Here is a 25,648-nt window from a genome sequence, read left to right on the forward strand (position 1 = left end):
GGAGCCCCCCATGCCCGGCCTCGACCGCCGCCAGCTCATCACCGCCACCGCCCTCGGTGCGGCCGCCACGACCTTCGGGGCCGCTGCCCCGTCGCTGGCCGCCACCGGCGCGTCACCCATGCCGGCCCGCCCGGTGACCCCGGGCGCCGACCGCGCCGCCGCCGACGGCTGGCGCGCGCTCGCCGGCCGGAAGGTCGGTGTCCTCACCAACCCGACCGGCATCCTCACGAACCTGCGCAGCATCGTCGACGAGATGCACGACTCGGGCACGGTCGACCTCCAGGCGGTGTTCGGCCCCGAGCACGGGTTCCGCGGCACGGCCCAGGCGGGCGAGGCCGAGGAGACCTTCGTGGACCCGCGGACCGGCGTCACCGTCTACGACGCGTACGGCGCCTCGGCCACGACGCTCGCCCGGATGATCACCGAGTCCGGGGTCGACACCGTCGTCTTCGACATCCAGGACGTCGGCTCGCGGTTCTACACCTACATCTGGTCGATGTACACGGCGATGCGCGCGGCCGTCCGCGCCGGCGCCTCGTTCGTCGTCCTCGACCGGCCGAACCCGGTCGGCGGCACCGCCCGTGGCCCGATGATGACGACCGCCTTCACCTCCGGGGTCGGCGCCAAGGAGATCGTCCAGGCCCACGGGATGACCGTCGGCGAGCTGGCCCGCTTCTTCGACGGCGAGTTCCTCGAGGCCGAGGAGGGCAGGCGGCTCACCCGGCTCGACGTCGTCGAGGTCGCCGGCTGGCGCCGCGACGTGACCCACGCGGCGACCGGCCTGCCGTGGGTGCTGCCGAGCCCGAACATGCCGACCGCCGACACCGCGCTCGTCTACCCCGGCACCTGCCTGTTCGAGGGGACGAACCTGTCGGAGGGGCGCGGGACCACGCGGCCCTTCGAGCTCATCGGTGCGCCCTTCGTCGACCACCGCTGGGCCGAGCGGCTCGCCGGGCGCGACGTGCCCGGCGTGGAGTTCCGCGAGGCGTACTTCAACCCCGTCGTCAACAAGCACGTCGGCAAGGTCTGCGGAGGGGTGCAGGTGCACGTCACCGACCCCCGCGCCGTCGACGGGCCGCGCCTGGGCGCCGAGATGCTCGTCGCCGCCAAGGCCACCGTCGCCGACTTCCAGTGGCGCAGGGACAGCTGGGACGCCGCGCGCCCGTACTGGATCGACAAGCTGACCGGCTCGACCCGGCTTCGCGAGCAGGTGGACGCCGGGGCCTCCGCCGACGAGGTCGTCGGCGCCTGGCGCGAGGAGCTGGCGGCGTTCGACGCCCGCCGTCAGCAGTACCTCATCTACCGCGGGCCCGTCTCGTGACCCGTCCCGGCCGTGCCGCCGGCGTCCTCGCCGGTGCCGTGGCGGCCTCGCTCGTCGTCGCCGCACCCGCGCAGGCCCACGACTTCGACGACCCCCGGGAGGGGTTCATGCCCGCGTCCACCGTCCTGCGCGAGACCTCGCCGGAGGACGCCGGCCTCGACCCGGCGCCGATCGCCCGCGCCGGCGAGCTCGTCGAGTCGCACGAGACCGCCCCGGCGGGCGGGCGGCCGATGTACGCCGGCGCGGTCGGGATCATGGGCCACGACGGCAGGGTCGTCGGCCGGCACACGAGCGGGCACGCCCTGCGCTGGAAGGACGGCACCACCGAGCTCCCGCGCGAGCAGTGGGTCCCGATGCGCGAGGACACCGTCTTCGACCTCGCGTCGGTGAGCAAGCTGTTCACCTCGATCGTCACCGTCCAGCTCATCGAGGACGGCACCGTCGACCTCGAGGCGCCGGTCGCCGCCTACCTGCCCGAGTTCGCCGCCAACGGCAAGGAGGCCGTGACGGTCCGGCACCTGCTGACCCACACCTCGGGCTTCACCTCCTGGCTGCCGCTCCACAGCCGCTACCCGGACGAGGCGTCGCGGGTCAAGGCGGTCATGGACCAGAAGCTCACCAACCCGGTCGGCTCGACCTACCTCTACAGCGACCTCAACCTCATCACTCTCGGCGTCATGGTCGAGCGGCTCACCGGGAAGGGCCTCGACGAGGTCGTCCGCGCCGAGGTGACCGAGCCGCTGGGCATGGACGACACGGGCTACAACCCCACCGACCGCGCACGCACCGCGGCCACCGAGTACCAGGCGACGCCCCCTCGCGGGATGGTGCGGGGCGAGGTGCACGACGAGAACGCGTGGTCGCTCGGAGGGGTGGCCGGCCACGCGGGGGTCTTCTCGACGGCCGACGACCTCGCCGTGCTCGCCCAGGCGCTCCTCAACGGCGGGACGTACGACGGGCGCCGCATCCTCGGCCGCGAGAGCGTCGGGCTGCTCACCACGAACTTCACCGAGGCGTTCCCCGGCGACAGCCACGGCCTCGGGTTCGAGCTCGACCAGCGCTGGTACATGGACGCGCTCTCCGGACCCCGCACCGCGGGCCACACCGGGTACACGGGCACCTCGTTCGTCATCGACTTCGCCTCGCGGTCGTTCGCGATCCTGCTGACCAACCGCGTCCACCCGTCACGCACCTGGGGGAGCAACAACATCGCCCGCCGCGAGTGGGCCCACGGCCTCGCCGCCGCGATGCCACTCGCACCCAGGGACGGCGGGTCCGCCTGGTACTCGGGAGGGTCCGACGCGACGACGGCCACCCTCACGGCCCCTGTCGAGGTCCCGGCCGAGGGCGCGAAGCTGGCCTTCGACCTCTTCCTCGACACGGAGGAGACGGACCCGCTCGCCCTGGAGACGTCCTCCGACGGCGGAGCGACGTGGCAGGCCCTGCCGTTCACCCACCGCGACCGCGGTACGGCCCTGGAGACCGACGGCGTCATCGCCGGGACCTTCGAGCGGCGCTGGACCCAGGTGCGCGCCGACCTGCCGGCCGGCGACCTCCTCCTGCGGTGGAGGACGACCACCGACGGGGCCTACCTCGGCCGCGGCGTGGTCGTCGACGGCGTGCGGGCCACGAGCCCGGCGGGTGTGGTCCTCGACGGGGAGCGCGACCCCGGCGCGTTCACGGCGGCGGGGTGGACCCTCCTGCGCGAGCGGGCCGTAGCGTAGGGCGCATGCCGCGCGATCCCGAGCCCGCCGCCACGGGCCACGCCGTCGCCCCCTCGCTGCTCGTGCAGCTGAGGGGGCTGCGGCCCTCCCTCTCGCCCGCCGAGGACCGTGTCGCCGAGCGGGTGCTCGGCGACCCCCGAGGCACGGCGGGGCTGACCATCACCGAGCTCGCGGTGGCGGCCGGGACCTCGGAGACCACGGTGCTGCGGTTCTGCAAGCGCCTCGGGCTGCCGGGCTACCCCCAGCTGCGGCTCGCCCTCGCCGAGGCCGGCACCCAGCCGCGCACGCAGGCCGCGCCGACGTCCGACATCAGCGCCGACGACTCCATCGACGACGTCATCGCGAAGGTGGCCTACGCCGACGCCAGCGCGGTCGAGGAGACCGCCGAGACGATCGACCGCGGGGCCCTGTCGACGGCGGCGCGGGCCATCGCGGGCGCCGGCCGGGTCGACGTCTACGGCATCGGGGCCAGCGCCCTCGTCGGCAAGGACCTCCAGCAGAAGCTGCACCGGATCGGCTCGATGGTGTTCTGCTGGAACGACCCCCACGTCGCGCTGACCAGCGCCACCCTGCTCGGACCCGGCGACGTCGCCATCGGGATCTCGCACTCCGGGACGACGACCGAGACGGTCGAGGCGCTCGCGCTCGCGCGCGGCAAGGGCGCGACGACGGTCGCCATCACGAACTTCCCGCTGTCGCGCCTCGCCAGGGACGCCGACCTCGTCCTCGCCACGGCGGCCCGCGAGTCGAGCCTGCGCTCCGGTGCCACGGCGAGCCGGATCGCGGCCCTCACCGTCGTCGACTGCCTCTACATCGCCGTCGCGCAGCTCGACCTCGACCGGGCCCGCACGGCCGTCGAGGACACCCGGCGGGCGGTCGCCGGACACCATGTCCGTCACTGATTCACACTCTTGACGGGAAGTTCGTAAGAAAGTACCGTCCTCCGGGTGAGCACCGAGGCCACTGTCAGCGCGCCCACCGAGGACCGCCATCCCGGGACGGCGGGGATCGACGGGCTCTCCACCCTCGAGATCCTGCGGGTCCTCAACGCCGAGGACGCCACGGTCCCGGGCGCCGTCGCCGAGGTGCTCCCCGCCCTCGCCGCGCTCGTCGACCTCGCCGTCGCGGCCGTCGAGGCCGGTGGCGTCATCCACTACGTCGGCGCGGGGACCTCCGGCCGGCTCGCCGTCCTCGACGCCGCCGAGCTGCTGCCCACCTTCAACGCCCCGGACGGGCTCGTCGTCGCGCACCACGCCGGGGGCGGCGAGGCGCTCGTGCGCGCCGTCGAGAACGTCGAGGACGACGCCGAGCAGGGCCGGGCCGACGTCGACGCCGTGACCGCGGCCGACGTCGTCGTGGGCCTGACCGCCTCCGGGCGCACCCCCTACGTCGGCGGGGCGCTCGCCCTGGCCCGTGAGCGCGGCGCCGTGACCGCCCTCGTCAGCTCGAACCCGGAGGCCGAGCTCGCCCCCCTCGCCGACCACTTCCTGCCGGTCGCGACCGGGGCCGAGGCCATCACGGGGTCGACCCGGCTCAAGGCGGGCACGGCCCAGAAGCTCGTCCTCAACGCCTTCTCGACCGCCGTCATGGTGCGGCTGGGGAGGACCTGGTCCAACCTCATGGTCGACGTCGTCGCGACGAACGCCAAGCTCCGCGGCCGGGTGCTGCGCATCCTGCGCGAGGCCAGCGGCGCCTCCGAGGACGACGCCCGCCGCGCCCTCGAGGACGCCGACGGCGAGCTCAAACCCGCGCTCGTCACCCTGCTCTGCGGCTCCGGGGCCGAGGAGGCCCGCGCGGCCCTGCGCGGCAACGGGGGGTCCGTGGCGCGGGCCCTCGCCGCCCTCGGCGCCACCGGACCCAACGGCGCGGCACCCCACCCCGCGTCACCGCGCACCACCACCCCTGCGGCCCACCCCGTGGCCACCGTCCCGACAGGAGATCCCGCATGACCCCGCGTTCCTGGAAGCACCTCGCCGTCACGATCGGTGCCGGCGCCCTCGCCCTCACGGCCTGCGCGCCGTCCTCCGACACCGGCACCTCCGGTGAGGGTGACGGCACGACCCTCACCGTGTGGTCGTGGCGCGTCGAGGACCAGGCGGCCTACGACAAGATCTTCGACGTCTACGAGAGCAAGCACGAGGGTGTCACCGTCGAGTTCAAGCCGTTCAAGGCGACGGAGTACAACAAGATCCTCGCCACGGGCCTGGCCGGCTCCGACGGTCCCGACATCCCGCAGGTCCGCTCGTACGGCCAGCTCCAGGCGACGGTCGCGTCGGGGGCCCTCCTGCCGCTCGACGGCCAGGTCGACCTGTCGTCGTGGGACGAGAACGTCGTCGCCAGCGCCAAGGGCAAGGAGGACGGGAAGATCTACTCCGTCCCGCTCGCCCGGCAGGCGACGGTGCTCTTCTACAACAAGAAGCTGTTCGCGGACAACGGGATCGACGTCCCGACGACGTGGGACGACTTCATCAAGGCCAACGACACCCTCCTCGGCGCGGGCGTCACGCCGCTCGCGGTCGGGGCGAAGGACGACTGGACGCTCCCGATCGTCCACGAGGTGCTCGGCGGCGCCCGCTTCGGTGGCGCCGCCTTCCAGGAGGCGGTCCTCACGGGCGAGAAGGACTTCACCGACCCCGACTGGGTCGCCTCGGTCGAGGTGCTGAAGTCGCTCGAGAAGTACATGCCGAAGAACGTCACCGGCGTGGCCGTGACCGACGCGATGACGCTGTTCACCGCGGGCAGGGCGGCGATGTACCCGGGCGGCTCCTACGACCTCGCGACCCTCCAGAAGGGCAACCCCGAGATGGAGATCGGCGTCCTCCAGGTGCCGCCGGCCACGGGCGCGCCCGCCGGCTCCGAGGCCACGACGGCCGGCTGGGCCGACGGCAACTTCGCGGTCAACTCCAAGTCGCCCGACAAGGAGGCCGCCCTCGAGCTCGTGAAGTGGATGGCGACGCCCGAGTTCGGCCAGCTCGTCGCCGACGAGGTGAAGCAGATCTCCGCGGTCCCCGGCGTGACCTACGCCGACCCGGTGCTCGAGGAGATCAGCGCCAACTACGACAGCAACGGCTCGCCCTACCTCCTCCTCACGGACTTCCGGTACGGAACCCCCACCGGGACCGAGCTGCTGGGGAAGGGTGTGCAGGAGATGTTCCTCGGCAGCAAGGACGCCAAGACCGTGAGCAGCGACCTCGACACCGGCGTCAAGACCTGGTTCAAGCCCGTCAGCTGACCCTCGGCCACCCCGGCGGCCGGCGCACCTCGTGCCCGGCCGCCGGGTGACCGGCGGTCCCGACCCCGAAGCCCCTCCATGCGACGACGTACCGGCCTCCTCTTCGTCACCCCGGCCCTCCTCCTGTTCGGGGTGTTCGTCCTCTACCCGATGCTCACCGCGTTCTCGTACGCGTTCTTCGAGTGGCGCGGCACGGCCCGCGGCGGCTTCGCCGGGCTCGACAACTTCGTCACCCTGCTGACCCGGGCCCCGTTCACGACCGACCTGCCCCGCGCCCTCCTCCACAACGTCCTGTTCTTCGTCGGCACGATGCTCGTGCAGAACACGGTCGGGCTGTCGATCGCCTTCCTGCTCCACCGGCGCGAACGGACCCGGCGGGCGCTGCAGACGCTCTACGCGATGCCGTACCTCGTGAGCCCGATCGTCATCGGCTACCTGTGGACCCTGCTCCTGTCGCCGACGTTCGGCCCCGTCAACAGCCTCCTCACCGCCGTCGGCCTCGAGAGCTGGGCACTGCCCTGGCTCGGCGACCCGGACACCGCGCTGTGGGTCGTCATCCTCGTGTCGGTGTGGCAGTGGATCGGCTTCCCGGTCCTGCTGTACGGCGCCGCGCTGGGCGGGGTGCCCGAGGAGCTGTCCGAGGCCGCCCGCGTCGACGGGGCGTCGTACTTGCAGACCTTCCGGCGGATCACCCTCCCGCTGCTCGTCCCCGCGATCGGCACCGTCAGCGTCCTGACGTTCATCTTCGCGATGGAGGCGTTCGCGCTGCCGTATGCGTTCGGCGGCTCGACCGGCAACCCCGCCGGGGCCACCGACTTCCTCTCGCTGCTGTTCTACCGGACCGCGTTCGACTCGGGCGCGACGGACGCCATCGGCACCTCCTCGGCGCTCGCGACCCTGCTCTTCCTCCTCATCTTCGGCGGGGCCTTCGGGGCGACCGCCGTGCTCCGCCGCCACGAACGGAGGATCACCTCATGAGCGTGGTGCCCGCCGGCATCGGCACCGACGACCGCGGTGTCGACATCGAGTCGGATGCCGTTGCCCCCGAGGGGGGTTCGCCGCGCCGCCGTCGTCGCGGGGGCCGTCCCGTCGGTGGGGCGACGGCGAGCGTGCTGCTGTGGACCTACGCGGCGTTCGCCCTCGTGCCCCTGCTGCTCATGGTCAGCAGCTCGTTCCGCACCAACGCCGACCTCATCTCCGACCCGCTGGGCGCCCCGTGGCCGCTGTCGTTCGACGCGTACCGGGAGGCGTGGACGGCCGGCTCGTTCGCGACGTACTTCGGCAACAGCCTGATGGTCACCCTCGGCGCGGTCGCCATCTCGACGGCCGTGGCGACGATGGCGTCGTACGCGCTGGCGCGGGGCCGCTCGCGGGTCTTCCGCTGGCTGGAGTCGCTGTTCCTCTCCGGGCTGATGCTCCCGATCCACCTCGCGATCCTGCCGATCTTCTTCCTCTTCGACGGCATCGGGCTCATCGACAGCCGGCTCGGTCTCACGCTCATGTACGCGGCGTCGGGTGTGCCCTTCTCGGTCTTCGTCCTCACGACGTTCTTCCGGCAGCTGCCCGAGGAGCTCGAGGAGGCGGCCCTCCTCGACGGCGCCACGGCGTGGCAGGCGTTCTGGCGGATCATGGTGCCGCTCGTCCGGCCGGCCCTCGCGACCGTGGCCGTGTTCCGCTTCGTCCCGATCTGGAACGACTTCCTCTTCCCCCTCGTCCTGCTCCGGCGCGAGGAGAAGTACACGCTGCCCGTCGGCCTGACGACGTTCTTCGGCGAGAACGCCACGAACTACGCGGCCGTGTTCGCCGGGCTCGTCATCACCACGGTGCCGCTCGTCATCCTCTTCCTCTTCGCGACGAAGCAGATCGTCGCCGGGTTGACCGCGGGCATGTCGAAGTGATCGGCTCACGGCCGTGAGCACGGTCGTGGCGGTCGATGTCGGCGGGTCCGGCCTGCGCCTCGTGGCGTCCCGCTCCGGGGTGCCGGGGCCGGTGCTGCGGGCTCCGGGGGCGCGCGTGGGGCCGGGAGGGGTCGACGTCGCGGCGCTGGCCGCCGATGCCTCCCGCCTGCTGGGCGCGGCGGGCGGGCCGGGGTCGTCGGCCGGGTCGACGGGGCTCGACGCCGTGTGCTGGTCGATGCGCGGGCTGCTCCACCTCGCCGACCCGGCGGAGGTGCTCGCCGCGGTCGCCGCCGCGCTGCGTCCTCGGGCCCTGGCCGTGGTCAGCGACGCCGTGGCCTCCCTCGTCGGCGCGGTGGGTGGGGTGCGCCCCGGGGCGGTCGTGGCGGCAGGAACCGGCGCGGTGGCGTTCGGGAGCGACTTCGGCGAGACCTGGGTCAGGGTCGACGGGTGGGGGCACGTGCTCGGGGACCGCGGGTCGGCGGCGTGGGTGGGGCTCGAGGGCCTGCGGGCCGCCCTGCGCCACCGCGACGGTGTGGTGGGCGGCTCCGCGGGCCTGCTCTCTGCCGCGGAGGGCCTGCTCGGGCCGTGCGACACCTGGCCCCGACGGGTGATGACGGGGCCGGACGCCCCGGAGGTGCTCGCCTCGGCGGCCCCCCTCGTCACGGCGGCGGCCGCCGCGGGCGACCCCGTGGCCGGGGCCATCGCGTCCGGGGCCGGGCGCGCGCTCGCGGCCTCCCTCCTCGCGGCCGCTGCCCCGCTCGCCGCCCCCGTCCTCGTCGGGACCGGGGGGCTGCTCGGCGCCCACGTCGTGCACGACGCGTTCGTCGAGGCGGTGGCGGCCGTGGGCCCCGCACCGGTCGAGGCGAAGGGCGGTGCGCTCGACGGCGCCCTCCACCTCGGCGAGCTGCTCGCGCGCACGGGTGCGGTGCCCACCCACGAGCGCTACGTCCACCTCGCCCCCCGCCCCTGACGACCCGCCCCGGGCTGCCGCGCCTGCGGGGACCGTGCACCCCCAGGTCTGCGGCCGCGTGTGCTCCAGCGGCTGTCGGGGCGACCACCTGAGCCCACGCGCCGCGGCCCTCCAGCGGCGTGTGCTCGAGCGGCTGTCGGGGCGACCACCTGAGCACACGCGCCGCGAGGCGCCGCGCTGAGGGAGTGCCCGTCACGGGTTGACCGGTGAACCGAGCGCGCCGCGGCGCACCGTCCTCCCCACCGAGCTCGTCGTCCGCGAGTCGACCGGGCCGGCGCCCTCCGCCTGAGCCCGGCGGCGCCCGTGGCCTGACAGACTCCCCGCCATGGAGGTGCCGCAGCACTGGGTCAAGGTCGAGGGTTTCAGCCCCGACCTGGGGTCGTCGGGCGGCACGGTCGCGGTGTGGGGCTGGTCGACCGAGTCCGATGACGAGGCCCTGGAGGTCGGCCGGGTCCGCCTCGCCGAGCTCCTGGATCGGATCCGCGTCGAGGGGCGCCTGCCCTCCACGCGCGGGTACTACCCGCGGACCCCGCTGCGCGAGCCCGTCCTCGAGGAGGTCCGCGGCCACGACGGCCGCCGCCTCGCGGTCGTGACCCGCAACCGGATGGGGTGCGAGGTCCTGTGCACCGACGTCCTGCTCATCGCCGACGTCGACGTCCCCGAGCTCGAGGACGGGGCGGGAGAGCGGCGCCGGTGGCCCTCCGACACCGGTGGCGGCGTGACCTCCTTCCTCCGTCGGCTCGTCATGGGCCGCCCCGACCCGAAGCCGCAGGACCGGCGGGGCGAGGACGCCGCCGGCCTCGACGCGCCACCGTCGCCCTCGGCGGGCGGTCACGGGATGTTCTCTGCCGGGCTCGGGGGGCCGAGGCCGGCCACGGGCAGCGGTGGGCCGAGCGTCGCCGAGGCCCTGGCGTGCGAGCCGGTCTGGGAGTTCGCCCAGCGCCATCCCGATCTCGGCGTGCGGGTGTACCGGACCCGCGCCGGGCTGCGCGTCATCGTCACCGGCGCCGACGCGCCCCCGATGTCCGAGCGCGGGCGCGACATCCTCACCCAGCTGGGGTCCGACCCGCTCTACGTCGAGCTCTGCTCCACCCACGACAGCTACCGGGCGCGGCTCACCCCCAAGCCGTTCAGGGTCGGGATGGCGGCGCTGCACGTGGGGTGGCCCTGCCCGTCCGAGGAGCTGGAGCGTGCCTGGCTGCGGTGGGTCGACGAGTACGAGGACGCGGCGCTGGGGTGGTCGACCTGCCGGCTCATCAGTGCCTCCGGGCCGGTGCCCGGGGAGGACGAGCGGCGGCTCGTGGAGCTCCACGACGAGCGGACCCGCACCCACGTGCGCGACCCCCTCGCGTGACGGCCACCTCCGGCCGGGTCGAGGTGGAACCCGACCCCCTGGAGGTCCTCTTCCACCTCGAACCGCCGTCTTCGGTGCTGGCACCCCCCCGTCCGACCGCACAGCAGAAGCGCCCCACGAGCGAGCTCGTGGGGCGCTTCTGCTGGCGGAGGATGGGGGATTTGAACCCCCGAGGGTTTTATCCCAACACGATTTCCAATCGTGCGCACTAGGCCACTATGCGAATCCTCCGCGGGCGAGGTTACTAGAGGCCACGGTCCTGCCAGAAATCGGGCCGACGGGCGTCGCGCAGGTCACGCACCCGGCGTGGGTGGGGGACCGATGACGAGCAGCGCCGCCGTCATCAGGCCCACTCCGGCCGCGGCGACGACCGAGGCGGTCGCCGGCCGGGCGAGGGCCGCCCCCACGACCCGCTCCGGGACCGAGGACGCGGCCTGCCCACCGGGCCCGAGGCGCCAGTGGCGCGGGGCGAGGCCGGCTCGCTCGACGCGGCGCTCGGCCCAGAGGGTCGCGAACGGCACCACCCCGGCGGCGAGCGCGGCCACGACCTCGCGCAGCCGCCACCGCTGGTCGACCCAGAGCACGAGGACGGCCAGCACGTAGGCGAGGAAGACGACCCCGTGGGCGAGCCCGAACACCCGCACGCCCAGGTCGGTGGCGCGGGTCAGGTACTTCAGCCACATGCCGATGAGCAGGAGGGTCCACGTGATGACCTCGGCTCGGGCGAGCCACGTGAACAGGGTGCGGGGGGTCATGACGGCCTCCGGGTCGGGGAGCTCCATCGTCACCCACGGCCGCGAGCCGCCGGCATCCGGCCCACCACACGGCCGTCGGCAGCCCACCTCCGGTCCCGCCGCGGACCCGGCGACCCCCGCGGACGCCGACGGCCGGCCCCGCGTGGTGCGGGACCGGCCGTCGGAGGACGGGGCGGCGTCAGTGCGCCTCGGGCAGCACCCGGTCGTGCCGGAGCGAGGTCGCCTTCGTCTCCTTGGCGAGGAGCACCGAGACGACGGTGATGACCGCCGCGACGGCGAGGTAGATCCCGACCGCGGTCGTGTTCTTCGTCTCGACCGAGCCGAGCAGCTGGAGGGCGATGATCGGCGCGAGCGCACCCGCGAAGATCGACGCCAGCTGGTAGCCGACCGACGCGCCGGTGTAGCGCACGGAGGTGCCGAACAGCTCGGAGAAGAACGCCGCCTGCGGCGAGTACATGAGCGCGTGGAAGACCAGCCCGACGACGACGGCCAGCAGGATGCTCCCGCTGCTCAGGGAGTCGATGAGCGAGAAGAACACGAAACCCCACACGCCCACGCCGACCGCGCCGACGAGGTAGAGGGGTCGGCGGCCGACCCGGTCGGACAGCGCCCCGATGAGCGGGATGAGGACGACCTGGACCGCGGCACCGATGAGCAGCGCGCCGAGGACGACGCCCTTGGGCTGGTCGAGGTAGGTGGTGACGTACGTGATGACGACGATCGTGAAGATGTAGTAGGAGATGTTCTCGGCCATCCGCATGCCCATGGCGAGGAAGACCTCCTTGGGGTAGCGCTTGACGACCTCGAGGATCGGCAGGTGCTTCTCGTCGCGGCTGTCGATCTCGGCCTTGGCCTCGGCGAAGACGGGGGAGTCCTCGAGGCTGAGGCGGACCCACAGGCCGATGAGAACCATGACCGCCGAGAGCAGGAACGGGATGCGCCAGCCCCAGCTGTTGAAGGCGTCCTCGGGCTGGACGACCGAGAGGACCCACAGCACGGCGGTCGCGAGGAGGTTGCCCAGCGGGACACCAGCCTGCGGCCAGCTCGACCAGAAGCCGCGGTGCTCGTCCTTGCCGTGCTCGGCGACCATGAGGACGGCGCCGCCCCACTCACCGCCGACGGCGAAGCCCTGCACCAGTCGGCAGACGAGGAGCAGGATCGGCGCGGCGACGCCGATCGTCGCGTACGTGGGGAGCAGGCCGATGGCGACGGTCGCCGCACCCATCATGAACAGGGAGGTGACGAGCATCTTCTTGCGGCCGACCCGGTCGCCGTAGTGCCCGAAGACGATGCCGCCGAGGGGGCGCGCGACGAAGCCGAGGGCGTAGGTGCCGAACGCGAGGAGCGTCGCGGTCAGCGGCTCGCTCTCGGGGAAGAAGAGGACGCCGAAGACGAGGGCTGCGGCCGAGCCGTAGAGGAAGAAGTCGTACCACTCGACGGCCGTGCCGACGACGCTGGCGAAGACGACCTTGACGATGCTGGTCCGGCCGGGTTCGTCGGTGGTGGCGCCGGCCGGGCTGTCCTGGCTGACGGTGCTCATGCGATGGGCCTTTCGTGCGGAGGGCGTGGGAGCCGCGGGAGGCTCGTCGTGACCGGCGCGTCGTCAGGGTCCCTGCGCCACGTCGCGCCGCCGTCGACGGGTGTCTCGGGCTTGCGGACGACCGTAGGGGGGCCCCCACCACCGTGGCATGTCTGGTGCGTCCACACGTTCCCGCGCACGGTGGCCTCCGGCCACACACCCGTGCGACGTCGACCGTCCGTGCCGCCACGGCGGTCACCGAACCTCGCGGACGCCACCCGATGTCGGGCGACATTCGTGAGGTTCGGTGACACTCGCGGTGGAGGGCGGGGCCGCCGGTCGGTCGCGGATTTCCCCGGAGGACGGGCGCTCACCTACGATCGGACACGGCACCCCGCGTGGTGGTACCCCGCCGAACCCCCCCAGGGCAGGAATGCAGCAAGGGCAGGTGGGCTCTTCCAGGTACGCGGGGTGTCCTCGCGTCCGGGGAAGGGTGGGGGACCGGGTCAGCGGGCGGCGGTGGCGTGCTCGGGGCCACAGACCCCGCCGCCGCAGCCACCACCGGCGGCACCGCCGGCGCCGCAGCCGCACCCGGCACCCGCCGGCTCCGCGGCGTCCTCGACGGCGTCCTGCGCCGCGCCGGAGCCGCACGCCCCGCCGCAGCAGCCGCCACCGCACCCACCGCCGGCGGCCGCGACCTCCTCGGGCTCGGTGCCCTGGAGGTCCCACACCTGGCGGATCGAGCCGAGCAGCACCTCGACCGGCTGGGCGCCACTGACGCCGTACTTCTGGTCGAGGACGAAGGTCGGGACGGCCGTGATGCCGATCTGGGAGGCCAGCGCGAGGTCGGTGCGCACGTCGATGCCGAAGTCGTCGGACTCCAGGGTCTCGCGCACGACGTCCTCCTCGAGCCCGGACTCGACGGCGAGGCGGACGAGCACCTCGCGGTCGCCGATCGCCTGACCCTCGGAGTACCACGCCCGCATCACCCGCTCGGTGACCTCGCCCTCGCGCCCGAGGCTGCGCGCGAGGTGGACGAGGCGGTGGGCGTCGTAGGAGTTGCCGCCCTTGAGGTCGGCCCACGCGAAGTCGAGGCCGACGGCGGCGGCGTCGCGCGCCATCTGCTCGTGCTGGGCGACCATCTGCTCGCGGCTCGCGCCGTACTTCGCGGCGACCTTGTCGATCACGGGGGCGTCGTCCACGGCCGGGGCGTTGCGGTCGAGCTGGAAGCTGTGCCAGACGACCCCGACCTCGTCGGCGTGCTCGAACTGCTCGAGGGCGAGCTCGAGGTGCCGTCGGCCGAGGTGGCAGAACGGGCAGAGGATGTCGGACCAGACGTCGATGCGCACGACACGAGGGTACGTGGCGTGAACCGCCGCGCCGTCATCCGCCGTGCGTCCCGGACTCCCCGCTCGCGGCACGCACCCCTGCGTGCGGGAGTGGTCGCGCGGTGCGGTCGGCGGGCTCAGGCGGTGACGCGCCGCCCCCGGGCGGCCTCGCCACGAGGCGCGGCTGCCCGGTCCGCCGGCTGCGACACCGACGCGACGGAGCGCAGCCGGGCTCCGCACGTCGGGCTCGTGCACGCCGCCGACCCGATGCGGTACCCGACGCCCGGCACCGGGTCCGCGAGCCTCGGCCCGCCGGCGTGGAGGACCTTGCGGCGCAGCCGGCTGAGGTGGACGTCGAGGACGTGGTCGTTGGGGGCCAGGCCCCTCCAGCCGCGCTCGAGGAGCTCCCAGCGCGAGACGACGCGGCGCTGCTCGGTCACGAGGGCGTGGAGAAGGTCGAACTCGGTGCGGGTCAGTGACAGCGTCTCGTCGTGCAGGGTCGCGGTGCGCAGCATCGGGTCGAGGGTGAGACAGGCGAACCGCGTGCCGTCGCCGGCCGTCCAGCGCCGTCCCCGGGCGATGAGCCCGCCGAGCCGCGCGCGCAGCACCTCGGGCGAGACACGGGTCGTCACGTAGTCGTCGCACCCCCGCGCGAAGGCGAGCAGCTCGTCGGCCTCGCGCCGGCTGGGCGTGACGAGGCAGAGCGGCACCGTCGTCGCGGCCCGGACGGTTCGGGCCGCCCGGTGACCGGCGTCGGTGTCGTCGCCGGAGGCGACGACGACGAGGTCGAGCCCACGGTCGTCGATGACGTCCCCGAGCCGCCGGTCCGGGAGGGTGGTGAGGTCGGCGCGGTCGGGGACCGCACGCGCGACGTGTTCCGCGGTCGGTGCACCGTCGTGGGTGACGACCAGGAGGACCGTCATCGCGGAACCCTTCCCCTCGGTCGGCCGTTCGGCCGAGTTCTTTACGATGTCTTTACCATCTGCAGAAACGATCGTTACCATGTCTGGGTGTCGTGACCTGCGCAATGGCCCGAAATGGCTATGCATGAGGGACTTCTCAGGGAACGGCGCACCTGTCGCCCAAGGGGTGGGCGAGAGGACGACGTGAGGGGTGCGAGAGGCGTCCGCGAGGACGGTTCGGCACCCTGATCGGGAGACCCCGGAGGCTCGCACTTCGGGCGGCCGTCACCCCCCCGGGCCGCCCGCCCCGGACCCCCTCGGGGCCGGAGGACCCGCCGCGACGGCGGACCCGTCATCCGTCGCGGCGGGTCCGTGGGCCCGGGTGTCCACACCCGCGCCTCGCCGTTCCGGGTGTCCGTCATCGGCACTAGGGTCGACGCCGTGAGCACCGCCCTGTACCGCCGCTATCGGCCCGAGACGTTCGCCGACGTCATCGGCCAGGAGCACGTCACCGAGCCGCTCATGCAGGCCCTGCGCACGGGCCGGGTCAACCACGCCTACCTGTTCAGCGGCCCCCGCGGATGCGGCAAGACGACGAGCGCACGCATCCTGGCCCGCTGCCTCAACTGCGAGCAGGGGCCCACCCCGACCCCGTGCGGGGCGTGCGACTCGTGCGTGGCGCTGGCGCGCGGCGGCCCGGGCACCGTCGACGTCATCGAGATCGACGCCGCGAGCCACGGCGGTGTCGACGACGCCCGCGACCTGCGCGAGCGGGCCTCCTACGGCCCGGCCCAGAGCCGCTACAAGATCTACATCATCGACGAGGCGCACATGGTCACCTCGCAGGGCTTCAACGCCCTGCTGAAGATCGTCGAGGAGCCGCCCGAGCACGTGAAGTTCGTCTTCGCGACCACCGAGCCGGAGAAGGTGCTCGGCACGATCCGCTCGCGCACCCACCACTACCCGTTCCGGCTCGTCCCGCCGGGCCAGCTCTCCGACTACATGGAGCGGCTGTGCGCGCAGGAGCAGGTCGCCGTCGCCCCCGGCGTGCTGTCGTTCGTCACGCGCGCCGGTGGCGGTTCGGTGCGTGACTCCCTGTCCGTGCTCGACCAGCTCATCGCCGGGTCCGGCTCCGAGGGGCTGACCTACGAGTCGGCCGCCGCTCTCCTCGGGTTCACCGACGGCGAGCTGCTCGACGCCACCGTCGACGCCTTCGCCGCGGGGGACGCAGGGGCGGTGTTCCGGGTGGTCGACCGGGTCGTCGAGACCGGCCTGGACCCCCGGCGCTTCGTCGAGGACCTCCTCGAGCGGCTGCGCGACCTCATCGTCGTCCACGCGACCGCCGAGGGCGCGTCGGCCGTCCTTCGGCACGTCCCCGAGGACCAGCTCGAGCGGATGCGGTCACAGGCGGCGGCCTTCGGGGCCGGCGCGCTCTCCCGCGCCGCCGACGTCGTCAACGCCGGCCTCACCGAGATGACGGGCGCGACGGCGCCGCGCCTCCAGCTCGAGCTCATCGCCGCCCGCATCCTGCTCCCCGCCGCAGCCGGGGAGGCCGGGTACGCCGCCCGCCTCGACCGGCTCGAACGGCGCCTCGACGTCGGCGGTGTCCCGAGCGGCTCGGCGCCCTCGTACGCCAGCCCGGCCGCGGCGCCCGCCGCCCCGGTCGCGCCGGTTGCTCCCGCGCCGGTCACCGTCGCGCCGGAGCCTGCTCCGTCCGACGCCCGGTCCGGTGTGGACTCCAGCCGGGTCGGCGCCGGTCCCGTGGACGCGGACCGGGCTGCGCCGCAGCCGGGTTCGACGGCGGCCACGCGACCGGAGGCAGCCGACGAACCGTCCGAGGACGTCCCGCCGGCTGGGCCCGAGGCCCCGGCGGCTCCGGCCGCCGTGGCACCGCCGGCCGGCGTGGAATCGCCCGCCGCACCGGGTCCGGCCGCCGCGCCCGCCACGCCCGCCACGCCCCGCGGTCCCGGCGGCCTCGACACCGACGCGCTGCGCCGTTCGTGGCCCGACGTCCTCGCCAAGCTCTTCGAGATGCGCCGCTCCACGTGGACCTTCGTCTCGCAGAACGCCCAGGTCGCCGACTACGACGGCCGCCGCGTCCTCCTCGCGATCTCCACCGTCGGCCTCGCCGAGACCTTCCGCCGCGGCCCCCACGCCGACTACCTGCGGCAGGCCCTCATCGACGTCCTCGGCGTCGACGCCCGGGTCGAGGGCGTGCCGGCCACCGATGCCGTGAGCGCGTCGAGCCCCGTGCCGCCGCCGGACGAGGGGCCCACCCCCGCGGCGTCGGCCTCGGGCCCGGCATCCGTCCCGGCCTCCCCGGCACCCGGCGCCGTCCCGCCTCCGGCCGGCGACGCCCGCGACGCCGCACCGGGTCCCGCGCCGTCCGCGACCGCCGCACCCGCCGCACCCGCCGCCGCCGGGGCTTCGGCGCCACCCCGTGAGGGCTGGTCCACGCCGCCCGGCACCCCGGCGACGAGCTGGTCCGAGGCGCCTCCGCCCCCCGGCGACGACGCACCCTCCTGGGGCAGTCCCCTCGAACGGGCTCGCGCCGAGGTCGCCGACAACCCCGAGGTCGCACCCGAGGAGCGGGTCGTCGACGACAGCGCGGTCAGCGACGACGACGAGTCGCTCGACGACCTCAGCGACGTCGGCGTCCCCGTCGTCGAGCGGCTCCTCGGCGGCACCGTCATCCGTGAGGAGGAGCGGTGACCCGGCTCGCCTACACGCTGAGCCACGGCGTCGTCGCCCCCCTGTCCAAGGCGCTGTGGCGGCCCACGGTCACCGGGCGCGAGAACGTGCCGATGACCGGCGGCGTCCTCCTCGCGAGCAACCACCTGTCCTTCATCGACTCCTTCGCCATCCCGATCGTCGCGCCGCGCCCCGTCGTCTTCCTCGCCAAGTCCGACTACTGGACCGGCACGGGGCTGGGCGGCGCCGTGCGGCGCGGGTTCTTCGACGGCATCGGGTCCATCCCCGTCGACCGCCACTCCTCGCGGGCCGCGCAGGAGTCGCTCGACGCCGCGCTCGAGGTCCTGCGGGCCGGGCGGGCGTTCGGCATCTACCCCGAGGGCACCCGCTCGCGCGACGGCCGGCTCTACAAGGGGCGCACCGGCGTCGCGTGGCTCGCGCTCACCGCGGGCGTCCCCATCGTGCCCGTGGGGCTCACGGGCACCGACGAGGTGCAGCCGATCGGCACCAGCTTCCCCCGCCTCGCCAAGGTCCGGGTCGCCTTCGGCACCCCGATCAGCCCCGACACGTACCAGGGCGTGCCGGCGGGGAGGGCCCGGCGGCAGCTGACGGACGAGGTCATGGCGGCGATCGCCCGCCTGTCCGGTCAGGAGCGCGCCGACACCTACAACGAGCTCCCGCCCGAGTCCACCGGCGCCGCGGTCGGCATCTGACCCCTCTGGCGTCGACGCGTGGCGGGCCCGGGCGCGGCGCCGAGGCACAGCGGTGCCCGGAGGTCGTAGGCTCGACGTCGTGTACGAAGGCGCGGTCCAGGACCTCATCGACGAGCTCGGCAGGCTGCCGGGCGTCGGGCCCAAGAGCGCCCAGCGGATCGCCTTCCACCTCCTTCAGGCCGACCCCGCCGACGTCGAGCGGCTCGGCCACGCGCTCTCCGAGGTCAAGGCCCGGGTCCGGTTCTGCGTCGTCTGCTTCAACGTCGCCGAGGCCGAGCGCTGCCGCATCTGCAGCGACCCGCGCCGCGACGAGCACGCCATCTGCGTCGTCGAGGAGCCCAAGGACGTCGTCGCCATCGAGCGCACCCGCGAGTTCCGCGGCCGCTACCACGTGCTGGGCGGCGCGATCAGCCCCATCGACGGCATCGGCCCCGACGACCTGCGCGTCCGCGAGCTGCTGACCCGTCTCGGCGACGGCACGGTCACCGAGGTCATCATCGCGACCGACCCCAACCTCGAGGGCGAGGCCACCGCGAGCTACCTGTCGCGGATGCTCAAGGACTTCGGCCTGCGCGTCACCCGGCTCGCGTCGGGCCTGCCCGTCGGCGGCGACCTCGAGTACGCCGACGAGGTCACCCTGGGCCGGGCGTTCGAGGGACGGAGGCTGCTCGATGTCTGACGACGAGTGGGCGGTGCTCGCCGAGGAGTCGGCCGCCGACGCCCGGATGTACCTGCTGACGATCCGGGAGATCGCGGCCGGCAACAGTCCCGACGCCACCTTGCCGATGGCCCTCCTCGCGCTCTCCCAGGTCACCGTCATGGGCGCGCGGCTGGGCGCCGTCGAGGACGTCGTGCCCGTCGAGCGCTTCGAGCCGGACTCGGGGCCCGACCCCGAGCTCGACCCGCTCCGCGAGAGCCTCGCGAACGTCTTCGAGGGCCTCGACGAGTACGCCGACCTCGCCGACCCGGTGCTCGACCCAGAGCCGGCCGTCGGCCGCCTCTCCGACGACCTCGTCGACATCGCGTCGGCGCTCGCGCACGGCCTCGTCCACCACGAGGCCGGCCGGCGCGTGGAGGCCCTGTGGTGGTGGCAGTTCAGCTACCTGTCGCACTGGGGCGAGCGCGCGGCGGCGGCCCTGCGGGTCGTCCACGCGCTCCTCGCGCACGTCCGCCTCGACGCCGACCCCGATGCCGTGTCGGAGGCCGAGTTCGACGCCCTCCACCCCTGAGGGCGGAGGGCGCCGCCGGCCTCAGGAGGCGCAGCTGCCCGAGTCGCGCTGCACCTTGACGTCGACCGTGTCGCCGACGCTGACCCGGAAGAGGAACGTCAGCCGCTGCTGCCGACCGTCGTACTCGCCGGTGGCGTGGCGGCGGAACCAGTCGGTGTAGCCGTCCTGCGTGGGGGCCGAGCCGCTCCCGAGGCGCACCGTGCCGGACGATCCGTCGGACGCGGTGTAGGTGCCGCGCACGGTCGACCAGACCGCGCCGTTCTTCGTCGCCGAGACGTGCTCGGAGGTCCACGAGAAGGTGACGTCGGTCGCCTCTCCCGTGCACGGGTTGACGACCTCGGCGGTGGCGCCGCCGGACGTCGGTTGCCAGCCGGCCGCGGAGGCCGGAGTGGGGACGGCGACGAGTGCCGCCCCCGCCGCGAGAGCGGCAGCGATCTGCTTCTTCATCTGTGGGTCCTTCCCCTGCTGAAGGAGAGACCACGGTCCTCCACGACCGCGAGGCGCGTCAACCGAAACGGCGAAACGGCTCGCGCCGGTGAGGGTTCAGCCCAGCGTGGGGAGGTCGCCCGACGCGACGGCGGCTCGCAGGTCGTCGGTGGCGTCCCAGTCGTTCGCGTGCATCGCCGCGACGACGCGGCCCTCGCGGATCCAGAACGCGCGGAACGTCTTTCCCGCGAGGTCGCCGTGCACCACGACCTCGTCCTCCGCCCTGCCGTGTCCGACGTACTCCATGCCGAGGTCGTACTGGTCCGTGAAGAAGTAGGGCATCGCGTCGTACGCCTCGTCGCCGCCTGCGAGGTTGTGGGCGGCCGTCTTCGCCTGGTTGATGGCGGTGTCCCAGTGCTCGACCCGGATCCGGCGGCCGAGGACGGGATGGGCGTGGCTCGCGATGTCGCCGACCGCGAGCACCGACGGCACGCGGGTCCCACGCTCTGCGTGGGAGGTGTGCAGCCCGGCGTCGACGAGGACGCCGTCGTCGACGGCGAGGCCGCCGGAGCGCGCGAGGTCCAGGCGCGGTGCGACCCCGATGCCCGCGACGACGAGGTCGGCGTCGCGAAGGTCGTCCGGCGTCACCGACGCCCCGAGGCGCAGGTCGACCCCGTGCTCGCGGTGCAGGTCCGCGAAGACCTCGGCGACCGTCGGGCCGAGGACGCGCAGCAGCGGCAGGTCGGCGGTCTCGAAGACGGTGACGTCGGACCCGGCCTCGCGGGCGGCGGCGGCGACCTCGAGGCCGATCCATCCCGCGCCGACGACGGCGATGCGCCTCCCCTCGCCGAAGGCGGCCTTGAGCCGGTCGGAGTCCTCGATGGTGCGCAGGTAGGCGACCGGCACACCGGCGTCCTCCACCGCGGTGAGCCGCCTCGGTTCGGCGCCGGTGGCGAGCAGGAGGCGTTCGTAGGTGACGTCACCCGCGGTCGTGGTGACCACGTGGGCGTCGATGTCGAGGGATGTCGCCTCGACCCCGGTGCGCAGGTCGACGTCGTGCTCGGCGTACCACTCGCGCGGGTGGACGAAGGCGTCCTCGAGCGGGTCGTTGCCGAGGAGGTACCCCTTGCTCAGGGGCGGGCGCTCGTACGGCGGGTGGTGCTCGGCTCCGAGGAGCACGACCGGGCCGTCGTACCCCTGCTCCCTCAGCTCCGTGGCGGCGGTGCCACCGGCGAGTCCGGCTCCGACGATGACGATCGACATGCCCCGACGCTACGCCCGGCGACGGCGTACCGACATTGACGGTTCGGTCGATCTGCGGACGAACCGGCGTCCCGAGATCGACGCACTGGTCGATCGGGTACGCGGAGGGGCGGCAAGCATGACCGGATGGCGGGCGTCGTGTCCGGTCCGTGGACGGGCCGTTAGAGTTGGGGCCGCCCCCAGCACCACGCCCCCGGGAGTTCCACGTGCCCATCGTCGTCCAGAAGTACGGCGGTTCCTCGCTCGCCGACGCCGAGAGCATCAAGCGCGTCGCCCAGCGGATCTCGGCGACCAAGAAGGCCGGCAACGACGTCGTCGTGGCCGTCTCGGCCATGGGCGACACCACGGACGAGCTGCTCGACCTCGCCCAGGAGGTCAGCCCGCTGCCGCCGCCGCGCGAGCTCGACATGCTGATGACCGCGGGCGAGCGCATCTCGATGGCGCTCGTCGCCATGGCGATCACCGACCTCGGGCACAGTGCCCGCTCCTTCACCGGCAGCCAGGCGGGCGTCATCACCGACGGCATCCACGGAAAGGCGAAGATCATCGACGTCACGCCGGGGCGCATCACCGAGGCCCTCGGCAAGGGCCACGTCGTCATCGTCGCCGGGTTCCAGGGCGTCAGCCAGGACACCAAGGAGATCACCACCCTCGGCCGCGGGGGGACCGACACCACCGCCGTCGCGCTCGCCGCGGCGCTCGAGGCCGACGTCTGCGAGATCTACACCGACGTCGACGGCGTCTTCACCGCCGACCCCCGCATCGTCCCGGCGGCCCGCAAGATCGGCCGCATCTCCGCCGAGGAGATGCTCGAGCTCGCCGCGTGCGGCTCGAAGGTCCTGCACCTGCGCAGCGTCGAGTACGCGCGCCGATTCGACATCCCCATCCACGTCCGCTCGTCCTTCTCGCAGAAGGTCGGCACCATCGTCACGGACCAGCCCGACCCCGAAGGAGTCCCCGTGGAAGCCCCGATCATCGCCGGTGTCGCCCACGACCGCAGCGAGGCGAAGGTGACCGTCGTCGGTGTCCCCGACCGCACCGGGATGGCCGCGCAGATCTTCCGGGCCGTCGCCGCCGCCGAGATCAACATCGACATGATCGTCCAGAACGTGTCGGCCACCGAGACCGGCCTCACCGACATCTCGTTCACCCTCCCGAAGAGCGACGGGCCCACAGCGGTCAAGGCGCTCCAGGCGATCCAGGACGCCGTGGGCTTCGGGCAGATCCAGTACGACGACCAGGTCGGCAAGCTGAGCCTCGTCGGTGCCGGCATGAGGTCGAACCCCGGTGTCTCGGCGACGTTCTTCTCCGCTCTCGCCGAGGCCGGCGTCAACATCGAGATGATCTCCACGTCCGAGATCCGGATCTCGGTCGTCACCCGCGAGGACCTCCTCGACGACGCCGTCCGTGCGGTCCACACCGCCTTCGGCCTCGACTCCACGCAGGGTGAGGCCGTCGTCTACGGGGGCACCGGCCGCTGACGTGATCGGGCACGGGCAGGACCCGACCGGGGGCGGCAGGCCGACCCTCGGCATCGTCGGCGCCACCGGCGCGGTCGGCCGCGTCGTCCTCGACGTCCTCCCGACGCGTGACACGCACTGGGACGGGGTCCGGCTCGCCGCCGGCGCCGAGGACGTCGGCGCGGTCCGGCGGGTCGGGGGCACCGACGTGTCGGTCGAGGCGCTGACCGAGGACTTCTTCGACGGCGTCGACGTCGCGATCTTCGACATCCCGCCGGCCATCGCCCGGGACTGGGTCGAGCTCGCCGCCGCGCGCGGGGTCGTCGCGATCGACAACAGCACCGTCTTCCGCACCGACCCGGACGTGCCGCTCGTCGTGCCGGAGGTCAACCCGCGCCGCGTCGCCGACCGGCCCCGCGGCATCATCGCCAACCCCGGCGCCACCGTGATGACGATGATCGACGTCCTCGCCGTCCTCCACGCCGGCTGGGAGCTCGAGGACCTCGTGGTCACGACCCTCCAGGCCGCCTCGGGCCTGGGGCGGGCGGGCATGAACCGGCTCCACGACGAGCTCGACGTCGTCCACGGCGACCGCGACCTCGGCACCCGACCCGGCGACGTGCGGCGTCTCATCGAGAACGAGCTCGGCGAGTCGGTGTTCCCGGCTCCGTTGGCGCTCAACGTGGTTCCGTTCGTCGGGCACCACGTCGGCGACGGCTGGACGTCGGAGGAGCGCAAGGTCCGCGACGAGACCCGCAAGATACTCGACCTCCCGGACCTGACGGTCTCCGCGACGTGCATCCGGGTCCCCGTCGTCTCGTCGCACTCGGTGAGCCTGCACGCCACCTTCGGCCGGAGGGTCAAGGTGGAGGACGCCCGCCAGGCGCTCGTCGAGGCCCCGGCGGTCGTCGTGCTCGACGACCCCGACGAGCCGGAGTTCCCCACGCCGAACGACGTGGTCGGCGCCGACCCGCGGTTCGTCGGCCGCATCCGGCAGGCGCCCGACGAGCCGACCACGCTCGACCTGTTCATCTCCGGCGACAACCTGCGCAAGGGGGCGGCGCTCAACATGGTGCAGACGGCCGAGCTGGTGGCGCAGGAGTCCGCGCGCGGGTGACGGCCACGCGCACCGGAGGACGACCGTCCGCCGACCGGATGGTGGTCGAGTGACCCGCGTCACGCCCGCTCTGCCACGATGGTCGGTGGAGGGACAGCGCGGTCCCGCCGCCCACCAGTCCCCACGCCCGCCACGACCGGCACCCGACCACTGCACCGCAGGAGCGCACCCATGACCGTCCGGACCGTCGCCATGCTCACCGCCGGTGGGCTCGCCCCGTGTCTCTCGTCCGCCGTCGGTGGCCTCATCGAGCGCTACACCGAGGTCGCCCCGGACGTGCGGATCATCGCCTACACCAACGGCTACGCCGGCCTGCTGCGCGGGCAGTACGTCGAGGTGACGCCGGAGGTGAGGGAGAAGGCCCACCTCCTCCACCGCTTCGGCGGGTCGCCGATCGGCAACAGCCGGGTCAAGCTGACCAACGTCGCCGACTGCGTCAAGCGCGGCCTCGTGCAGGAGGGCCAGGACCCGCTCCACGTCGCGGCCGAGCAGCTGACGGCCGACGGTGTCGACGTCCTGCACACCATCGGCGGCGACGACACGAACACCACCGCCGCCGACCTCGCGGCCTATCTCGCGCAGAACGACTACGCCCTCACGGTCGTCGGGCTGCCCAAGACGATCGACAACGACGTCGTCCCGATCCGCCAGTCGCTCGGCGCGTGGACGGCCGCCGAGCAGGGGTCGGTCTTCGCGCAGAACGTCATCGCCGAGCACTCCTCCAACCCGCGGATGCTCATCGTCCACGAGGTCATGGGCCGGCACTGCGGCTGGCTGACGGCGGCGACCGCCGCCGAGTACCACCGGTGGGTCGGGGAGCAGGAGTACGTCCCCGGGATCGGCAACGACCCGCGCCGATGGGACGTCCACGCCGTCTTCGTGCCCGAGCAGCCCATCGACCTCAAGGCTGAGTCCGAGCGCCTCACCGCCGTCATGGACGAGATCGGCTGCGTCAACGTCTTCCTCTCCGAGGGCGCCGGCGTCGCCGAGGTCGTCGCCGAGCTCGAGGCCGCGGGCCAGGAGGTGCCGCGCGACCCCTTCGGCCACGTCCAGCTCGACAAGGTCAACCCCGGCGCGTGGTTCGCCAAGCAGTTCGCCGAGCTCCTCGGCGCCGAGAAGACGATGGTGCAGAAGTCGGGCTACTTCTCCCGTTCGGCGGCGGCCAACGACCGCGACCTCGCCCTCATCAAGGAGTGCACCGACCTCGCCGTCGACGCCGCGCTGCGTGGTGAGTCCGGGGTCGTCGGGCACGACGAGGAACGCGGTGACGAGCTGCGCGCGGTCGAGTTCCCGCGGATCAAGGGCGGCAAGGCCTTCGACACCTCGGCGCCGTGGTTCACCGAGCTCCTCACGTCCATCGGGCAGGGCTGACAATGGTGCGATGAGGGAGACGACGGGCCTGGTGGACGGCTGGTGGGTCGCCGTCGGGGTCTACGTCCTCCTCCTCGTCGGACAGCGGCTGTGGCGGGCCCGGTCGTGGGTGCCGCCGGAGTGGCCCGAGGCCGACTACGGGTGGAAGGTGACCCACCTGTTCTGGGTGCCGTTCCACGTCCTCGACGTCGTCTTCGGGGTGCCCCTGGTCTTCGCGGTCCTCATCGCCCTCTTCGCGATCTGACCCCGCGGCCCACGGCGGTGGGCCACGATCTCGCTGCGTGGCCCACCGCTCATCGGGGGGATCCGTCGACCCGCTCCCGGTGGGTTCGTGCACCGTCCCCTGCGACGGTCACGGCCTTCATCGTGCCGGAG

The 25,648-nt window shown here is 73.5% G+C and carries 23 protein-coding genes, 1 tRNA gene and 1 other RNA gene; 18 read left to right on the top strand and 7 right to left on the bottom strand.

The window, feature by feature from the left end; genetic code table 11:
• Positions 1–10: 10 nt before the first annotated feature.
• From ACK8HX_RS10965 to ACK8HX_RS11005, 9 genes are all read left to right on the top strand, one after another.
• The gene (locus ACK8HX_RS10965; RefSeq protein WP_411940737.1) at positions 11–1,321 is read left to right on the top strand and encodes an exo-beta-N-acetylmuramidase NamZ family protein; all 1,311 of its coding nucleotides are present in this window, start codon (positions 11–13) and stop codon (positions 1,319–1,321) included.
• Positions 1,318–3,045 carry a serine hydrolase gene (locus tag ACK8HX_RS10970; protein ID WP_411940738.1) on the top strand — a complete coding sequence of 576 codons (1,728 nt, stop codon included), beginning with the start codon at positions 1,318–1,320 and terminating at the stop codon, positions 3,043–3,045. The genes ACK8HX_RS10965 and ACK8HX_RS10970 overlap by 4 nt, the downstream gene beginning before the upstream one ends.
• 5 nt (positions 3,046–3,050) lie before the next feature.
• Positions 3,051–3,947 (top strand): MurR/RpiR family transcriptional regulator, encoded by an 897-nt coding sequence (locus tag ACK8HX_RS10975; protein WP_411940739.1) that lies wholly within the window; start codon positions 3,051–3,053, stop codon positions 3,945–3,947.
• 45 nt (positions 3,948–3,992) lie between these two features.
• On the top strand, positions 3,993–4,994 hold the full coding sequence (murQ, locus tag ACK8HX_RS10980) for an N-acetylmuramic acid 6-phosphate etherase (protein WP_411940740.1): 1,002 nt from the start codon (positions 3,993–3,995) through the stop codon (positions 4,992–4,994).
• Positions 4,991–6,277, top strand: a complete 1,287-nt coding sequence (locus tag ACK8HX_RS10985) for an ABC transporter substrate-binding protein (RefSeq protein WP_411940741.1) — start codon at positions 4,991–4,993, stop codon at positions 6,275–6,277. Before murQ ends, ACK8HX_RS10985 begins: the two co-directional genes overlap by 4 nt.
• A gap of 78 nt (positions 6,278–6,355) precedes the next feature.
• On the top strand, positions 6,356–7,255 hold the full coding sequence (locus tag ACK8HX_RS10990) for a carbohydrate ABC transporter permease (RefSeq protein WP_411940742.1): 900 nt from the start codon (positions 6,356–6,358) through the stop codon (positions 7,253–7,255).
• A complete protein-coding gene (locus tag ACK8HX_RS10995; protein ID WP_411940743.1) occupies positions 7,252–8,175 on the top strand; it encodes a carbohydrate ABC transporter permease in 924 nt (307 codons plus the stop codon). The genes ACK8HX_RS10990 and ACK8HX_RS10995 overlap by 4 nt, the downstream gene beginning before the upstream one ends.
• Positions 8,176–8,188: 13 nt before the next feature.
• Positions 8,189–9,145 carry a BadF/BadG/BcrA/BcrD ATPase family protein gene (locus ACK8HX_RS11000; RefSeq protein ID WP_411940744.1) on the top strand — a complete coding sequence of 319 codons (957 nt, stop codon included), beginning with the start codon at positions 8,189–8,191 and terminating at the stop codon, positions 9,143–9,145.
• A 325-nt stretch (positions 9,146–9,470) separates the two neighbouring features.
• Positions 9,471–10,499, top strand: coding sequence for a hypothetical protein (locus ACK8HX_RS11005; RefSeq protein ID WP_411940745.1), 1,029 nt, complete (start codon positions 9,471–9,473; stop codon positions 10,497–10,499).
• A gap of 143 nt (positions 10,500–10,642) precedes the next feature.
• On the opposite strand, the gene ACK8HX_RS11010 is transcribed toward ACK8HX_RS11005, so the two are convergent.
• The 3 genes from ACK8HX_RS11010 to ACK8HX_RS11020 form a co-directional block, all read right to left on the bottom strand.
• Positions 10,643–10,730 (bottom strand) — tRNA-Ser (locus tag ACK8HX_RS11010).
• Between the two features lie 62 nt (positions 10,731–10,792).
• Positions 10,793–11,254: a DUF3817 domain-containing protein gene (locus tag ACK8HX_RS11015; RefSeq protein ID WP_411940746.1), complete on the bottom strand. Its 462-nt coding sequence runs from the start codon at positions 11,252–11,254 to the stop codon at positions 10,793–10,795.
• 178 nt (positions 11,255–11,432) lie between these two features.
• Positions 11,433–12,794 (bottom strand): MFS transporter, encoded by a 1,362-nt coding sequence (locus tag ACK8HX_RS11020; RefSeq protein ID WP_411940747.1) that lies wholly within the window; start codon positions 12,792–12,794, stop codon positions 11,433–11,435.
• Between the two features lie 364 nt (positions 12,795–13,158).
• Here ACK8HX_RS11020 and ffs point away from each other — a divergent pair.
• Positions 13,159–13,255, top strand: an RNA gene (gene ffs / locus ACK8HX_RS11025) — signal recognition particle sRNA small type.
• Between the two features lie 24 nt (positions 13,256–13,279).
• On the opposite strand, the gene ACK8HX_RS11030 is transcribed toward ffs, so the two are convergent.
• Together ACK8HX_RS11030 and ACK8HX_RS11035 are read right to left on the bottom strand one after the other, a co-directional pair.
• Positions 13,280–14,122 carry a DsbA family oxidoreductase gene (locus tag ACK8HX_RS11030; protein ID WP_411940748.1) on the bottom strand — a complete coding sequence of 281 codons (843 nt, stop codon included), beginning with the start codon at positions 14,120–14,122 and terminating at the stop codon, positions 13,280–13,282.
• Positions 14,123–14,238: 116 nt separating this feature from the next.
• Entirely contained in the window at positions 14,239–15,024 is a 786-nt protein-coding gene (locus ACK8HX_RS11035; protein ID WP_411940749.1) for a winged helix-turn-helix transcriptional regulator, read from the bottom strand.
• Between the two features lie 420 nt (positions 15,025–15,444).
• Between ACK8HX_RS11035 and ACK8HX_RS11040 the strand changes: the two genes are divergently transcribed.
• From ACK8HX_RS11040 to ACK8HX_RS11055, 4 genes are all read left to right on the top strand, one after another.
• Entirely contained in the window at positions 15,445–17,715 is a 2,271-nt protein-coding gene (locus ACK8HX_RS11040) for a DNA polymerase III subunit gamma and tau (protein WP_411940750.1), read from the top strand.
• Positions 17,712–18,407 carry a lysophospholipid acyltransferase family protein gene (locus tag ACK8HX_RS11045; RefSeq protein ID WP_411940751.1) on the top strand — a complete coding sequence of 232 codons (696 nt, stop codon included), beginning with the start codon at positions 17,712–17,714 and terminating at the stop codon, positions 18,405–18,407. The genes ACK8HX_RS11040 and ACK8HX_RS11045 overlap by 4 nt, the downstream gene beginning before the upstream one ends.
• A gap of 79 nt (positions 18,408–18,486) precedes the next feature.
• Positions 18,487–19,086 carry a recombination mediator RecR gene (gene recR / locus ACK8HX_RS11050; protein WP_411940752.1) on the top strand — a complete coding sequence of 200 codons (600 nt, stop codon included), beginning with the start codon at positions 18,487–18,489 and terminating at the stop codon, positions 19,084–19,086.
• Entirely contained in the window at positions 19,079–19,636 is a 558-nt protein-coding gene (locus ACK8HX_RS11055; RefSeq protein ID WP_411940753.1) for a DUF5063 domain-containing protein, read from the top strand. The genes recR and ACK8HX_RS11055 overlap by 8 nt, the downstream gene beginning before the upstream one ends.
• Positions 19,637–19,657: 21 nt before the next feature.
• Here the strand turns inward: ACK8HX_RS11055 and ACK8HX_RS11060 are convergent, their stop codons facing one another.
• Together ACK8HX_RS11060 and ACK8HX_RS11065 are read right to left on the bottom strand one after the other, a co-directional pair.
• Positions 19,658–20,083 (bottom strand): hypothetical protein, encoded by a 426-nt coding sequence (locus ACK8HX_RS11060; RefSeq protein ID WP_411940754.1) that lies wholly within the window; start codon positions 20,081–20,083, stop codon positions 19,658–19,660.
• Positions 20,084–20,179: 96 nt separating this feature from the next.
• Entirely contained in the window at positions 20,180–21,325 is a 1,146-nt protein-coding gene (locus tag ACK8HX_RS11065) for an NAD(P)/FAD-dependent oxidoreductase (protein ID WP_411940755.1), read from the bottom strand.
• Positions 21,326–21,531: 206 nt separating this feature from the next.
• Here ACK8HX_RS11065 and ACK8HX_RS11070 point away from each other — a divergent pair, with 206 nt between their 5' ends.
• The 4 genes from ACK8HX_RS11070 (at position 21,532) to ACK8HX_RS11085 (ending at position 25,517) form a co-directional block, all read left to right on the top strand.
• Positions 21,532–22,806 carry an aspartate kinase gene (locus ACK8HX_RS11070; protein ID WP_411940756.1) on the top strand — a complete coding sequence of 425 codons (1,275 nt, stop codon included), beginning with the start codon at positions 21,532–21,534 and terminating at the stop codon, positions 22,804–22,806.
• Between the two features lies 1 nt (position 22,807).
• Positions 22,808–23,902 (top strand): aspartate-semialdehyde dehydrogenase, encoded by a 1,095-nt coding sequence (locus ACK8HX_RS11075; RefSeq protein WP_411940757.1) that lies wholly within the window; start codon positions 22,808–22,810, stop codon positions 23,900–23,902.
• A 171-nt stretch (positions 23,903–24,073) separates the two neighbouring features.
• Positions 24,074–25,273, top strand: a complete 1,200-nt coding sequence (locus ACK8HX_RS11080) for a pyrophosphate--fructose-6-phosphate 1-phosphotransferase (protein WP_411940758.1) — start codon at positions 24,074–24,076, stop codon at positions 25,271–25,273.
• A gap of 10 nt (positions 25,274–25,283) precedes the next feature.
• A complete protein-coding gene (locus ACK8HX_RS11085; RefSeq protein WP_411940759.1) occupies positions 25,284–25,517 on the top strand; it encodes a hypothetical protein in 234 nt (77 codons plus the stop codon).
• Positions 25,518–25,648 lie beyond the last annotated feature (131 nt).

This window comes from Oryzobacter faecalis, from assembly GCF_046764005.1.
Classification (GTDB): domain Bacteria; phylum Actinomycetota; class Actinomycetes; order Actinomycetales; family Dermatophilaceae; genus Oryzobacter; species Oryzobacter faecalis.